A 13,888-nucleotide genomic window follows, 5' to 3' on the forward strand; every position below is an offset into this window, starting at 1 on the left:
ACAAATTAATCGGTGTATGAACAACAATAATCTGCAAAATCACTTACTTTTACATGAAAGCTCACATTAGCATCAACATTAAATGACTCGCCCGCGTTAAATGTTTGCCATTCGCTTTCACCAGGTAGTAACACATCCCACTGCCCTGCAAGTAATTCCATGCACTCTTTTTGGTTGGTATTAAACTCAAATTCACCGGGTTGCATAAAACCCAAGGTTTTCGCTTCACCATTACCTAAAAGCACAGTACGGCTTGATACTTTGCCATCAAAGTACACATTGGCTTTTTTAACCACACTAACGTTATCGAACTTTGGCATGTTAACTCCTGTTGTTAATTTATAATTTTGTTACCCCCACAGTGCCTGATACATAAAAACCTTGCAAGTTAAGTGCTGTGAAAATTACTCATCTAAAATCCAAAAGGTTAAAAAAGAACGACTTTATAGAGAGATATGCTTCGAGCAACGGGCTGCGAGTTTCGAACAGAGTCTTTAGTAATTTATGCACAAAGAGGGCTATGTGACGCTTTGCTTTAGAGAAGTAATCAAACAGCTAAACTAATTTTTTAATTTGGTTTTTGTATTGCCTCATTTTCTTCTCATTCGCTTCTCTTTGTTCAAATTAATTTTTAATGATTTGTGCACAAAGAGGGCGATGAGACACTACGCTTTAGAGAAGTGATAAAAGTACAGCTCATAAAAAAGCCCGCCCTGCTATACACAGGGCGGGCTTTTAAATGTTAAAGCAGTCGCTTAAAACAATGCGTTTGCTTTGTTAACGATGTTTTCTACGGTGAAGCCGAAGAATTCAAATAGCTCGTTAGCTGGTGCCGACTCACCAAAGGTGGTCATACCAACTACGGCGCCATTTAGGCCTACATACTTGTACCAGTAATCAGCAATACCCGCTTCAATCGCTACGCGACGTGAAACGCTTGCTGGTAATACGCTTTCTTTGTACTGATGCGATTGGTCTTCAAACGCATCAGTACATGGCATAGATACAACACGTACCTTTTTACCCTGCGCACGTAGCTCTTTCGCAGAGTCTTGCGCTAGCTGTACTTCAGAACCCGTTGCAATCAAAATAAGCTCTGGATTGCCGTCACAACTTAAGATGTAACCACCCTTTTTAACGTCGCTTAATTGCTGGGCATCACGAACTTGCTGCTCTAAGCCTTGGCGAGTAAAGATTAATGATGTAGGACCGTCTTTACGTTCAATAGCTTGTTGCCATGCAATTGCTGACTCAACTTGGTCACATGGGCGCCAGTTGTATAGGTTAGGCGTTAAACGCATGCTCGCAATTTGCTCAACTGGTTGGTGAGTTGGACCATCTTCACCTAAACCAATTGAATCGTGCGTGTATACATAAATGCTTGGTTGCTTCATTAATGCAGCCATACGTACCGCGTTGCGTGCGTATTCCATAAACATTAAGAACGTTGCACCGTAAGGAATAAAGCCTTTATGCAGTGCAATACCGTTCATAATGGCCGACATACCAAACTCACGTACACCGTAGTAAATGTAGTTACCACTTGCATCATCAGCAGTTAAGCCTTTAGAGCCATCCCAAATTGTTAAGTTTGAACCCGCTAAATCGGCAGAACCACCCATAAATTCAGGTAGTAACGGGCCAAATGCGTTTAATGCATTTTGCGACGCTTTACGCGATGCAGGGTTTGCAGGGTTTGCTTGCAGCTCTTCAATGTACGCTTGTGATTTTTCAGCCCAGTCAGCTGGTAATTCTGAATGTGTACGGCGTTTGTATTCTGCTGCTAGCTCTGGGTATGCTTTTTCATATGCGGCAAATTTTTCGTCCCAGCTTGCTTCAAGCTGTTGGCCTTTTTCTTTGTTATCCCACTGTGCATAAATATCTGCAGGGATTTCAAATGCATCGCCCGTCCAACCTAAAAACTCGCGAGACGCTTTAATTTCGTCATCACCTAGTGGTGCACCGTGACAATCGTGGCTACCTGATTTATTAGGTGAGCCGTAACCAATAATAGTTTTACAACAAATTAGTGTTGGCTTATCAGTCACGCTTTTAGCTTCTGCAATTGCTGCACTTACTGCATCGCTATCATGGCCATCAACGTCACTAATTACATGCCAGCCGTATGCTTTAAAACGTGCTGGGGTATCATCACTAAACCAACCTTCAACTTCACCGTCGATTGAAATGCCGTTGTCATCCCAAAATGCCACTAATTTGCCTAGGCCTAATGTACCGGCTAGTGAGCATGCTTCATGAGAAATACCTTCCATTAAACAACCATCACCCATAAACGCATACGTGTGGTGATCAACAATGTCGTGGCCTTCACGGTTAAACTGCGCTGCTAATGCTTTTTCAGCAATCGCCATACCTACCGCATTTGTGATCCCTTGACCTAATGGGCCCGTAGTGGTCTCAATTCCTGGCGCGTATCCATATTCTGGATGGCCTGGTGTTTTAGAATGCATTTGGCGGAAGTTTTTAATTTCGTCCAGTGGCAAGTCATAACCACTTAAATGCAGTAGAGAATAAATTAGCATTGAACCGTGACCATTTGAGAGTATAAATCGATCTCGGTCAGCCCACTCTGGATTTGTTGGGTTATGTTTTAGATAATCGCGCCATAATACTTCTGCGATATCAGCCATGCCCATAGGGGCTCCAGGGTGACCAGATTTGGCCTTTTGTACTGCGTCCATTGACAAGACGCGAATAGCATTTGCAAGTTCTTTGCGAGATGGCATGAATTCTCCTACCTTTATATGTATTTGCGCGGGTATTTATTTATCCCCATTCTTACTTATTGTGGGGGCTGTGTGCAATTAAAAACCCATAAAAATAGGGCATTATGAATATTTTTTAAGAACCATTTACTATTAGATATTTTATTTAGACGTCTAGGCGTAAAAAAACTATGCAAGTTCATTTGTTTTAGATAAAATACGCGCCTTAATTTTTTAGCGCTAATACCGACGTTTGTGAAGCGCAATATTTGTGAGCATAATTACAATGGCAAAACATTTATTTACTTCTGAATCTGTTTCTGAAGGTCATCCGGATAAAATCGCCGATCAAATTTCTGATGCGGTACTTGATGCTATCCTAGAGCAAGACTCTCATGCCCGTGTAGCGTGTGAAACTTACGTTAAAACCGGTATGGTTATGGTTGGTGGTGAAATCACGACTAGCGCATGGGTTGATATCGAAGAAATTACACGTAAAACAGTACGTGAAATTGGTTACACACACTCAGATATGGGCTTTGATGCCGATTCGTGTGCAATTTTAAACACGATTGGTAAACAGTCTCCTGACATTAACCAAGGTGTTGACCGTACAAGCCCTGAAGAGCAAGGCGCTGGCGACCAAGGCTTAATGTTTGGTTACGCATGTAACGAAACTGAAGTATTAATGCCTGCTCCAATTACTTATTCTCACCGTTTAGTACAACGCCAAGCACAAGTACGTAAAAGCGGCGAGCTTAACTGGTTGCGTCCAGATGCAAAATCACAGGTTACGTTTGCATACGAAAATGGCAAGCCAGTAGGCATTGATGCCGTTGTACTTTCTACTCAGCACAGCGAAGATGTATCGCAAAATGACTTAGTAGAAGCGGTAATGGAAACAATTATTAAGCCGGTACTTCCTGCTGAGCTTATTACTAGCGCAACTAAGTTTTTCATTAACCCAACAGGTCGTTTTGTAATTGGTGGACCAATGGGTGACTGTGGTTTAACTGGTCGTAAAATCATTGTAGATACTTACGGTGGCATGGCTCGTCACGGTGGTGGTGCTTTCTCTGGTAAAGATCCATCAAAAGTTGACCGCTCAGCGGCTTATGCTGCACGTTATGTTGCTAAAAACATTGTTGCTGCTGGCCTTGCTGACAAGTGTGAACTTCAGGTGTCTTATGCTATTGGTGTTGCAGAGCCAACATCTATCAGTGTTGAAACATTTGGCACAGGTAAATTAGAAGAAGCGCGTTTAATCGAACTTATTCGTGAACACTTTGACTTACGCCCTTACGGCCTGATTCAAATGCTTGATCTTGAGCGCCCTATTTATCTTCCAACAGCGGCTTACGGCCACTTTGGCCGTGATGAATTCCCATGGGAACGCACAGATAAAGCAGACGCACTTCGCGCAGCAGCTGGCCTGTAAGCCACCTAGCTAATATTAAAACGGCCCTTTTTAGGGCCGTTTTGCTATGTGTATCAAGTTAGTCATAAAACAGTCTCGAACTGTTTAACATTTTAGGTATATACTCTGCTTATACAATAAAGCGTGTTAGGGATAAAAAATGGCCGACAATTTTCGTGTTATATTTGTAGGACTTGCAGAAGGCGCAGACAGCCAAGCAGTGACCAATGCACTGACAGAAAAACTAAAAACCTCACCTGAAAAGGTGGCGGCATTTTTTAATGGCAAGCCGCTGTTTGCTCCTAGCAACAAAGAGAAAGCCCTTAAGCAAGCTAAGTTACTTTCAACGCTGGGGATCAAAAGCAAACTTCAGCAAACAGCCCCTACACAAGCTACTTCTCAAAAAGCGCACGACAGCCAGCGAGATCAGCGCTTATTTGATGCCCTAGATTACATTACTAGTAGCTTAATTCGTCTTGAAGAGAAACTTGAGGATCTTGAGCAACGTCTCCCCGAGGTTGAGTTATCACTGCCTGATGAAAATGACGAACCATGGCAAGATGACGATTTAATGCTAGATGAGCCACTCTCTACAACACCCAAAAAACGCAGTAACCTTGTTTTATATTCACTGATTGCCACAGTTGTAATATTACTTATTGTGCTTGCTGTGTATTTAATGTTTCCGAACTTATTCTCTTTTTAATTATGGTTTAGTTATTTAATGAGCAATAATCGCGCACAAATAAGACTCGATATTCGTAAAGCACGGAATAATCTATCAAAAAACCAGCAAGAAATAGCGGCCCACTCGCTTAAATTGAATTTTATTCAATATATAAAAAGCCAAAAAACAGCTAAAAAAAAACATATCGCTATTTATTTAAGCAATGATGGAGAGCTAGATACATCATTGTTAATTAAGGAATTATGGCTCAACAAACAGCATGTTTACTTACCTGTAATTCACCCTTTCAACGGGGCTAATTTACTATTTCAACGATATGAAAAAAACTCACCCATGAGAGCAAACCGCTATGGTATCTTGGAGCCTAAGCTGAACTGCTCTCAAATATGCCCATTGCCAGCGCTTGATTATCTACTTATGCCACTTGTTGCATTTGATAAATTTGGTAATCGCCTTGGAATGGGGGGTGGGTTTTACGATAGAACCTTGGCACGTTTACACGAAGAAAACTGGCAGCAACCACAACTTATTGGCCTAGCACACGAATGCCAACAAGTGGATAAGCTCCCAATTGAATCGTGGGATGTGCCTCTTAAAACTATTATTACACCCAATAAAACCTACTGTTGGTAACAATTAATCTTGTAAACTAACAGTCTATTTTTGACATAAATGAGCACATAGCAATGACACAAGATGAATTAAAAAAAGCAGCTGCATGGGCTGCACTGGAGTTTGTAAAAGAAAACACCATAGTGGGTGTTGGTACAGGCTCAACCGTTAATCATTTTATTGATGCTTTAGGCACAGTAAAAGACACCATCGTTGGTGCAGTATCTAGTTCAGAAGCGTCTACAGCACGTTTAAAAGAACTTGGTATAGAAGTATTTGAGCTAAATGATGTTGATGCTCTGGACGTATACGTTGATGGCGCAGATGAAATTAACGCTCTAAACGAAATGATTAAAGGCGGTGGTGCAGCGCTCACCCGTGAAAAAATAGTAGCGGCAGTGGCTAAACAGTTTGTGTGTATTGTTGATGACACCAAACTAGTCGATACCTTAGGGGATTTCCCGCTGCCAGTTGAAGTTATTCCGATGGCGCGCAGCTATGTTGCCCGCGAATTATTAAAACTTGGCGGTGATCCTGTGTATCGCCAAGGTGTTGTAACCGATAACGGCAACGTTATTTTAGATGTACATAATTTAAAAATTACCCATGCTAAACAGCTTGAAACACAAATAAATCAAATTGTTGGCGTAGTCACCAACGGCCTATTTGCAGAGCGCGGTGCTGATAAAGTGATTATCGGCACAAAAAATGGGCCACAAATTAAATAGGATATGGTTATGAGTAAGGTATCGTTAGCAAAAGACAAAATTAAAATTCTCTTGCTTGAAGGTGTTCACCAAAGCGCTGTTGAAACGCTAAAACGTAACGGTTATAGCAATATCGACTACGTTAAAACATCGTTGCCAGAGGACGAACTTATAGAGCGCATTAAAGATGTGCACTTTGTAGGGCTTCGTTCTCGTACTCATATTAACGAATCTGTATTAAACGCAGCTGAAAAGCTAGTTGCTATCGGTTGTTTTTGTATTGGTACCAACCAAGTAGATTTAAATGCAGCACGTGAACGCGGTATTGCAGTATTTAATGCCCCGTTTTCAAATACTCGCTCTGTGGCTGAGCTTGTGCTTGGTGAAATATTGCTGTTATTACGTGGTATTCCACAGCGTAATGCCGCTGCCCATCGTGGCGGCTGGTTAAAAACAGCCAATGGCTCTTTTGAAGCTCGCGGTAAAACCTTAGGTATTATTGGTTACGGCCACATTGGTACTCAGTTGGGTATTATGGCTGAAAATATTGGTATGAACGTGGAGTATTACGACATAGAAGACAAACTATCTTTAGGTAATGCGACACAAGTGCATAACTTAACACAGCTGTTGCAACGTGCTGATATTATTAGCTTACATGTTCCAGAGACACCGCAAACTAAAAACCTAATTGGCACGGCTGAATTGGCGGTAATGAAGCAAGGCTCTATTTTAATTAACGCTTCACGTGGTACTGTCGTTGATATTGACGCCCTGGCAGAAGCGCTAACAGAGAAAAAACTCAGCGGCGCAGCAATTGACGTATTCCCAGTTGAACCTAAATCTAACGATGAAGAATTTATCTCGCCACTGCGTGAATTCGACAACGTTATTTTAACGCCGCACATTGGGGGTTCTACTCAAGAAGCACAGGAAAACATTGGTATTGAAGTAGCAGGTAAACTCGCTAAGTACTCAGATAATGGCTCAACTATTACAGCAGTTAACTTCCCTGAAGTATCATTACCAGAACTTGCCAACCGTAGTCGCTTGTTACACGTGCACCACAACCGCCCTGGCGTGTTAACGCAAATTAACCAAGCGTTTGCTCAGCATGGTATTAATATTGCCGCACAGTACTTACAAACGGATGAAGCAATTGGTTACGTGGTTATTGACGTAGATACCGTTCAATCTGAAGTAGCACTAAAAGAACTCAGTGCTGTTGAAGGCACAATTAGAGCCCGTATTCTTCACTAAATAATCAGCTATCAGCTATCAGCTATCAGCTATCAGCTATCAGCTAAAATAATAAAAGCCGTACTTGAATAATCGAGTACGGCTTTTTACATTAAACTGGAAGCTGGCAACTTATTCTATTATTTGCCTTTTACTTCTAAATTTATAAATTTAACCAGCTCTTCGGGTTGCCCTGCTAACATCATTAGCTGCTGATTTACTTCCATCATGGTTTTACCTTCAGGCAGTTTAGCTGACACACTAAACGAATTTAGACCTTTAGCAAAGTCAGTTAATGCTTGCGCTATTTCTTCGGTTACAGGTGCTTGTTGAAGCTGTTGATCAAGCATTGTTTGCATTTGCTCTAACGTCATACCTTGCTTTGCCAACTCGCTTTCTAATAAGCCTTTAAGATCACCTTGGTTATTAACAACTAAGCTAACATTACGTGGCTCTAGCTTACTCATTGCTTGCATAATCATTGTTTGCTGTTGTAGCTCTTGCTCATAACTAAGCGGTGTATTACCTGCAGCTTGCTGAGCCTTACTGATTTCAAGTGAAGCATCCATAAGCGCTTTAGAGTTGGCTAATCCCATATCCATATCAATACTGGCAATATCATTGGCATGCAGCTTAACAACAATATCACTGTTACCTGATTGCTCATCGTAATCTAGCGATGAGTGTAAATCATAACTGGCTGAGGCAAGTTGTGTATTTGTATCTGCAGGAAGTGTAGCTACAAACGCTTTATCAAATTGAAAGTTTTTTAGCGTAAAAGCGGTATGTGGCGATATTTTATCGGTTTCGTAGCCTGTCACTTCAACATGCTCAACCGTGGCAATTTTATCGCCCTCAGGGCTAGTCACTTCAATATTACTAATGGCAACACTGTTTGAAATAACACTCGCCGATAGCTCTGCGTAGTTAAAACTAGCACCTGTTTGTTCGCTGACCAAGGCCAACTGTTTATCAACCTCAGCACGTACCTCTTGTGTTGCAACATAGTTTGCATAGCTTACGCCACCCACACCTGCAGCAATAATCGCGGCTGCAATCACTAATTTTTTCATGTCATTTCCTTATTAAACTCTTTATATAAGTGGCTTTAAGCAAGACTAACATTGAGAACATGCATCGTTAAGCACTTTTTGTTTGCTAGTTAATTAAACTCAGTAGCTCATGCACTGTTTTAACTGGCGTTATTTTAGCACCCAGCCCTTCCATCGATTTATGGTAGTTACGAAATGGGATAAATATTTCAGTAAACCCATGTTGCGCCGCTTCTTTAACACGGGGTACACCACTGTCGATTGGACGCACATCACCGTTTAAACTTAGCTCCCCCATAATACAGGTGGTTCGAGGTACAACAAACTCGTTCAAACTACTTAAAAGTGCAGTAACAAGCGCTAAATCAATACAGGTTTCTGATTCATCAATTTTTAGACCACCGACAATATTAAAAAACGTATCGTGAAATATTTTAGTTTTAGTGTGTTTACGTAAAATACCAGTGAGCATTTTAATCCGGTTCATATTTAAACCAACACATACTCGCTGTGGAAATTCTGCTTCTGTTTCAGTGGTTAAACATTGAATTTCGAGTAGTAAATTACGATTACCTTTACGAATACAAGTAATCGTCGACCCCGGTGATTCAGTGGTTGAACCGGATAAGAAAATTTCACTGGGGTTATCCACACTGAGCATACCGCGTTCACACATTTTAAAAATGCCCACAGTATCTATATCACCAAAGCGATTTTTATTAGCACGCAGCGTACGCACTTGACCATCGTTGGTATCAATATGTAACAGTGCATCAACAATATGCACTAATGTTTGCGGGCCAGCTATTTCATTATTTTTATTTACGTGAGCAATAATGAACATAGTGACATCATTTTGCTTACAATATTGGGTTAGCGCTTGAGCGGCACTTTTTACTTGCGAGGGTGAGCCAGGGCTACCATTAGCGGTGTCGGTGACCACGGCTTGAATAGAGTCGATAACGGCAAACTTAATTTTGTTTTTATCCAGCTCTTCAATAATGGTTTCAACACTGGTTTCAGAAAGTAAATAGAGCTCATCTTCGTTATAGTTAAGTTTTAAACGGTTTACTCGGTTTTTAAACTGCGACAAAGACTCCTCAGCAGTACAATAAAGCGATGGCATGCGCTGAGACATTCTTGCCACTAAATCCGATAGTAGCGTGGTTTTACCCGCCCCCGGATCGCCAGAAATAATATTAACCGAGCCGGTGGTTACACCGCCGCTTAGTACACGGTCAAGTTCGCCAATTTCAGTAAGCTGTTTTTCTGCCTCTGAGGTTGCTACTTCATTAATTTTTTTAGAGCCACCGCCAATACCACCGGCGTAGCCACCGACACTTGCACGAGCTGCTACTTTTTTGCTTTGCCCTGCAGAAGGTTTAAACTCTGCTAATGTGTTCCACGCACCGCAGCGACACTGACCTTGCCAGCGTTGATAGTTCATGCCACATTCTGTACAAACAAACTCTACTTTTGCCGCTTTAGCCATTTAAAACCTTACCTACTATTCTTTATTTTGAAATATTGACTGTTAAGCGCTTATTTTGCCATTGCTGGCTTTACCTTAGCAACAACGCCTTGTGGAATAGCGCATTTAGTATCACACTCACACTATACTGATGTAGTTTCATTTAACCTGCTTTAGGGCATGCTTCTTGCTTTAAAAAGCTAATAAAAACATGCCAATTAATTGGCTCATAACGAATAACAATAAACACAAAGTATAGTTACGCATAATATCGTGGTCGCATTTAACTACTTTTCGATATTAGATTTATTTAATTCTCTAATAAATGATTGCAACAGTATACCTACTTTTAAATTAGACGGTGATGATTTATAAATGGCTGAAGACGTATTGCTCAAGCATGAAGCGCTTGTAAATGAATTAAAACAGTATTTGGGAAATGCTAAGTTTGATCTCATTTTCAAGTCAAAAACCGCCGAGTTAAGCAAACCCGAGCAGTTTTTAATAAAAATGGAAATGTCGCGTTTATCTCAGCCGATAGACCGCTTTATTGATCTGCGTGGCTCAGTAACCGGCCAAGTAAAACCATATGAGCATAACGGTAAACAACACTTTATGGATGACACCGCCATTGAAGTATTCGAAGCATCAATAAAACAACATAAAGGCTACACCCTTGCCGTGTACGAAGCGGTGATGAATACCGAAAATAATTATCGTGTATTACAGCAAAAATCAACGACCACCCCAGCTAAAATAATTGAACCATTACCCGAACTACCCACCGATGTAGTTAAGTTTGCGGCTTATGAAAGTCGTAGCGAAGAGCGAATGAATTACTCAATTAAAATTACTATTGAGTACGATGAGCAAACAAAAATTGAAGCAAGTACTTCTGATATTTCACTCAGTGGCTGTAAAATTAAGTTAGCATCCCGCTATAACTTAAAAAAAGGTCAGCTTATTGTTATGCACTTAGTTGGCCTTGAACAAGATTTTGAGCTTGGGTTAAAAAATGGGATTGAATACGAAGTGGTTGCGATAGAAAACACCTCGGATGAATTTAATCATATTCGCTTAAAACGCACATTTAAAGAAAACAACACCGCGTTTGACCATTTTTTAGAAAGCTTTATTCACGGAAATAAACGCCGCTACAAAGTGAACTTAGATAACACCCTCGATGCAGTTATTTCTAAAGGATACGAGCAATATTACATTCCTAGGGTCAATTCGCTATACGTTTTTATAAGCCAAAAAAACGGTGTTTATTATCCAAGCTTAAGTTTAACTACAGAAAACAGCCTGTTTATTCAGCGTTACTTTACCGATGAGCGCAAAGTATCTTGCCTATACAGTGTGTTAAACCATAAGCGTATTCGTAACTTGGCACTAAAACCTGTTGCTGTAAAAGAGGAATATTTATATACCTTTACCCATGTCTCTGCAGGAAAAATTTACTACTATTCAGCCACTCGTTCAGAGCTTGAGCAACATGCACAATTAAAAGCGTTATTTTTTGGTTTTGGTAGCCGAAGAGACAGTTGGCGCTGCTTTAAATTACAATTGATGCCAAGCCATACTGAAGATGCTTATATTCCTTTATCTTTACCTAACTCTTTGGGTAAAGATATTGAGAAACTTAATAAACCGCCTTCACCACGTGTTGAAGGCGCCATAAAAGACGTAAAATATTTAATGCTACTTACTCAAGTAGGTAATAAGCATGAACAACAGCATTATCAACAGTATGAATTTGATAAAGCCTTGGCCAATAAATTGAAATTATTTGGCCACAGTAAGCATGCATCACCGCCGGAGCTAAATACCGTGCCGTTAGAGTACGTGAACCTTCGATCTAATAAGCGTTACCTTTATAAAACCAGCGTCGTTATTAACACCCGTGACTCAGTACTGCATGGCCATACTCGGGACTTTTCAGTCTTTGGTTTACAGCTAGAGTGTAATCAAGAAGTAAACTTTAAAAAAGGCGATATCGTGTCGCTGTCATTCCCTGATTTACAAAAAATCACCAAAAGTTATTCATTAAGTCTTATTCAATATGAAGTGATGGCGGTGAGTAAATCGTTAACTACGATTAATTTAAAAGCACATGTAGAGAAAAAATTGCCTCATACTGGGGTCGATTTTTTTACTCTTTTAATTGACAGCAATAAACAAAAATTAAAAATAGCAGAGGAGTCACCTAAAGTACCTGGGCTTTCTACAGCACTTAGAAATATGGTAACCAAAACACTTTGCCAGTTCCCAATATACTTACATAAATCAATGGCTCACTTTGAAATTGGCGCCATGGGATTTGGTTTATATCCAAGCCCTCTGCATGTTATTTTACAAAATTTTGCACTGCTAAATACTAAAACAGACTTATCAAATATTATTACTAAAGCGCACATTGCTGATGTGATCACCCCGAATATTAAAGAGCGCTCTCGCCAAGACTCGCCATTAGAATTTAGTTTGGTGATTAACTTCGATCCTAAAAAAGAAAATATAGCCGATGCAATTACTAGTCAGTGTATTTTAGGCACCGACTGCAGCGAGTTTAAACAGCAAGTAAGTAAAGGGCTGAAGTCTGAGCTGGTTTTTATAATGCGTTTATATATTTCACGTACTGGTCGACTCGATACTGACTACTTAGCAAATGAGCTAAAATACGTTAGCCAATACGCAATTCACAAGGCTAAAGACTTAGAGGATGCCTTGTGGTCAGTATCGGGAGTTGGCGATATTATTGATGTAAGTGACGAAGCTCTTGTACATTTATCGCTCAACCAACAACAGGTTGAGCAAATGTCTAGGCGAAAACTAATTTGGTTAAACCGTTTACGTTAACCCTGTGATGGATTTAGCGGAACCGCCAACATATACAGCAATTGTAATAACGAGCCTTGGCAAATAGCCGCTTGGGCTTGTTCAACTACTTTAGGTTTGCCATGCACAGCAACGCCTAATCCTGCTTGAGCCATCATTTTTAAATCATTTGCGCCATCACCAATGGCAACAGTTTGCGTTTTTTCAAGGCCTAGTTTTTGTTGGAGCGATTCTAAAACAACCGCTTTTTGCTCAGCATCAACAATGCCTCCTAACACCTTACCTGTTAGTTTATCGTCTTTAAATTCCAATACATTGGCATGCACTTCATCTAAATTAATTAACTCTTGTACACGCTCTGCAAACGGCACAAACCCGCCTGATGCAATGGCTAAATACCATTGGTGGTGCTTTAAAATTTGGCACAACGCTTTAATACCCGGCATTAAAGGCAGTGCACTTTTAAGATCATCAATTAAGCTTTTTTCAATCCCTTTTAGCTTGGCAACGCGTTGGTTTAAACTCTCACTAAAATCAAGCTTGCCTGCCATTGCCTGCGCGGTCACGCTGGCAACCTCGTCATATACATTGGCTAAACGCGCAATTTCATCAATGCACTCAATAGTAATGGCTGTTGAATCCATATCCATTACCAATAATCCTGGTTTTTTTAAATCAGGGGGATTGGTTACTTGCACTAACTGACACGTCAAGGTATTTGCAAAAGTTTGAAGTTCAAGTGGGTTTATTGCCTGCTCTGTATTTTCTATATAAAAACATAATGCCGGAGATAACCCTAAATCTGGCTGGTATTGGCACATTGCTGTCACATTTTGCTGATGAGTGGCAAAAAATTCAATAATGCTATTGATATGCGCCATACTAAAATCGCCTGCAAATGCGATACTAAAAAGCCCTCGCTCTCTGCTTGGAATTGTATTTAAAGGTGCAAATACGCCCTTTTGATAGCTGAACCATTTATTTAGGGTAAGTTGTGATAATGGTTGCTCAGCGCTGTGCTGTGCCATGTTCACGTTCGACATGGGATCTCCGTTTATATTTCCTGACATTTAGCGCATTGATGATAAGGATATAAGATACAAAATTCGCCATCAGGGTGGATTTAAGGTTATAGTGTAGT

The 13,888-nt window shown here is 40.5% G+C and carries 11 protein-coding genes; 6 read left to right on the forward strand and 5 right to left on the reverse strand.

The features are described from left to right. Positions 1-5 precede the first annotated feature (5 nt). Together ppnP and tkt are read right to left on the reverse strand one after the other, a co-directional pair. Positions 6-320 carry a pyrimidine/purine nucleoside phosphorylase gene (gene ppnP / locus PSM_RS11685; RefSeq protein ID WP_013465685.1) on the reverse strand — a complete coding sequence of 105 codons (315 nt, stop codon included), beginning with the start codon at positions 318-320 and terminating at the stop codon, positions 6-8. Positions 321-755: 435 nt separating this feature from the next. Further along, complete coding sequence (gene tkt / locus PSM_RS11690) at positions 756-2,747, reverse strand: transketolase (protein WP_013465686.1); 1,992 nt, start codon at positions 2,745-2,747, stop codon at positions 756-758. 265 nt (positions 2,748-3,012) lie between these two features. Between tkt and metK the strand changes: the two genes are divergently transcribed. The 5 genes from metK to serA all read left to right on the forward strand — a co-directional run bounded on the left by metK (position 3,013) and on the right by serA (position 7,410). Then, positions 3,013-4,164, forward strand: a complete 1,152-nt coding sequence (metK, locus tag PSM_RS11695; protein WP_013465687.1) for a methionine adenosyltransferase — start codon at positions 3,013-3,015, stop codon at positions 4,162-4,164. 139 nt (positions 4,165-4,303) lie between these two features. After that, positions 4,304-4,849 (forward strand): hypothetical protein, encoded by a 546-nt coding sequence (locus PSM_RS11700; RefSeq protein WP_013465688.1) that lies wholly within the window; start codon positions 4,304-4,306, stop codon positions 4,847-4,849. Positions 4,850-4,867: 18 nt separating this feature from the next. Continuing rightward, positions 4,868-5,464 carry a 5-formyltetrahydrofolate cyclo-ligase gene (locus PSM_RS11705; protein WP_013465689.1) on the forward strand — a complete coding sequence of 199 codons (597 nt, stop codon included), beginning with the start codon at positions 4,868-4,870 and terminating at the stop codon, positions 5,462-5,464. Between the two features lie 53 nt (positions 5,465-5,517). Continuing rightward, positions 5,518-6,171, forward strand: a complete 654-nt coding sequence (gene rpiA, locus PSM_RS11710; protein ID WP_013465690.1) for a ribose-5-phosphate isomerase RpiA — start codon at positions 5,518-5,520, stop codon at positions 6,169-6,171. A gap of 9 nt (positions 6,172-6,180) precedes the next feature. Further along, positions 6,181-7,410 carry a phosphoglycerate dehydrogenase gene (gene serA, locus PSM_RS11715; protein ID WP_013465691.1) on the forward strand — a complete coding sequence of 410 codons (1,230 nt, stop codon included), beginning with the start codon at positions 6,181-6,183 and terminating at the stop codon, positions 7,408-7,410. Between the two features lie 119 nt (positions 7,411-7,529). On the opposite strand, the gene PSM_RS11720 is transcribed toward serA, so the two are convergent. Both PSM_RS11720 and radA read right to left on the reverse strand, forming a co-directional pair. Then, positions 7,530-8,462 (reverse strand): hypothetical protein, encoded by a 933-nt coding sequence (locus PSM_RS11720; RefSeq protein WP_013465692.1) that lies wholly within the window; start codon positions 8,460-8,462, stop codon positions 7,530-7,532. An 85-nt stretch (positions 8,463-8,547) separates the two neighbouring features. Further along, the gene (gene radA, locus PSM_RS11725) at positions 8,548-9,933 is read right to left on the reverse strand and encodes a DNA repair protein RadA (RefSeq protein ID WP_013465693.1); all 1,386 of its coding nucleotides are present in this window, start codon (positions 9,931-9,933) and stop codon (positions 8,548-8,550) included. 354 nt (positions 9,934-10,287) lie between these two features. Between radA and PSM_RS11730 the strand changes: the two genes are divergently transcribed. Further along, complete coding sequence (locus PSM_RS11730; protein ID WP_013465694.1) at positions 10,288-12,768, forward strand: PilZ domain-containing protein; 2,481 nt, start codon at positions 10,288-10,290, stop codon at positions 12,766-12,768. On the opposite strand, the gene serB is transcribed toward PSM_RS11730, so the two are convergent. Next, positions 12,765-13,790: a phosphoserine phosphatase SerB gene (gene serB / locus PSM_RS11735; protein ID WP_013465695.1), complete on the reverse strand. Its 1,026-nt coding sequence runs from the start codon at positions 13,788-13,790 to the stop codon at positions 12,765-12,767. The genes PSM_RS11730 and serB overlap by 4 nt on opposite strands. Positions 13,791-13,888: the final 98 nt, after the last annotated feature.

It is taken from the genome of Pseudoalteromonas sp. SM9913 (assembly GCF_000184065.1).
GTDB classification, from domain to species: domain Bacteria; phylum Pseudomonadota; class Gammaproteobacteria; order Enterobacterales; family Alteromonadaceae; genus Pseudoalteromonas; species Pseudoalteromonas tetraodonis.

What these genes read in the sequence shown, in the direction of transcription:
- rpiA (WP_013465690.1), top strand. Translation starts at nt 5,518, where the DNA reads ATGACACAAGATGAATTAAAAAAAGCAGCTGCATGGGCTGCACTGGAG.
- serA (WP_013465691.1), top strand. Translation starts at nt 6,181, where the DNA reads ATGAGTAAGGTATCGTTAGCAAAAGACAAAATTAAAATTCTCTTGCTT.
- radA (WP_013465693.1), bottom strand. Translation starts at nt 9,933, where the DNA reads ATGGCTAAAGCGGCAAAAGTAGAGTTTGTTTGTACAGAATGTGGCATG.
- PSM_RS11720 (WP_013465692.1), bottom strand. Translation starts at nt 8,462, where the DNA reads ATGAAAAAATTAGTGATTGCAGCCGCGATTATTGCTGCAGGTGTGGGT.
- PSM_RS11730 (WP_013465694.1), top strand. Translation starts at nt 10,288, where the DNA reads ATGGCTGAAGACGTATTGCTCAAGCATGAAGCGCTTGTAAATGAATTA.
- metK (WP_013465687.1), top strand. Translation starts at nt 3,013, where the DNA reads ATGGCAAAACATTTATTTACTTCTGAATCTGTTTCTGAAGGTCATCCG.
- PSM_RS11700 (WP_013465688.1), top strand. Translation starts at nt 4,304, where the DNA reads ATGGCCGACAATTTTCGTGTTATATTTGTAGGACTTGCAGAAGGCGCA.
- PSM_RS11705 (WP_013465689.1), top strand. Translation starts at nt 4,868, where the DNA reads ATGAGCAATAATCGCGCACAAATAAGACTCGATATTCGTAAAGCACGG.
- serB (WP_013465695.1), bottom strand. Translation starts at nt 13,790, where the DNA reads ATGTCGAACGTGAACATGGCACAGCACAGCGCTGAGCAACCATTATCA.
- ppnP (WP_013465685.1), bottom strand. Translation starts at nt 320, where the DNA reads ATGCCAAAGTTCGATAACGTTAGTGTGGTTAAAAAAGCCAATGTGTAC.
- tkt (WP_013465686.1), bottom strand. Translation starts at nt 2,747, where the DNA reads ATGCCATCTCGCAAAGAACTTGCAAATGCTATTCGCGTCTTGTCAATG.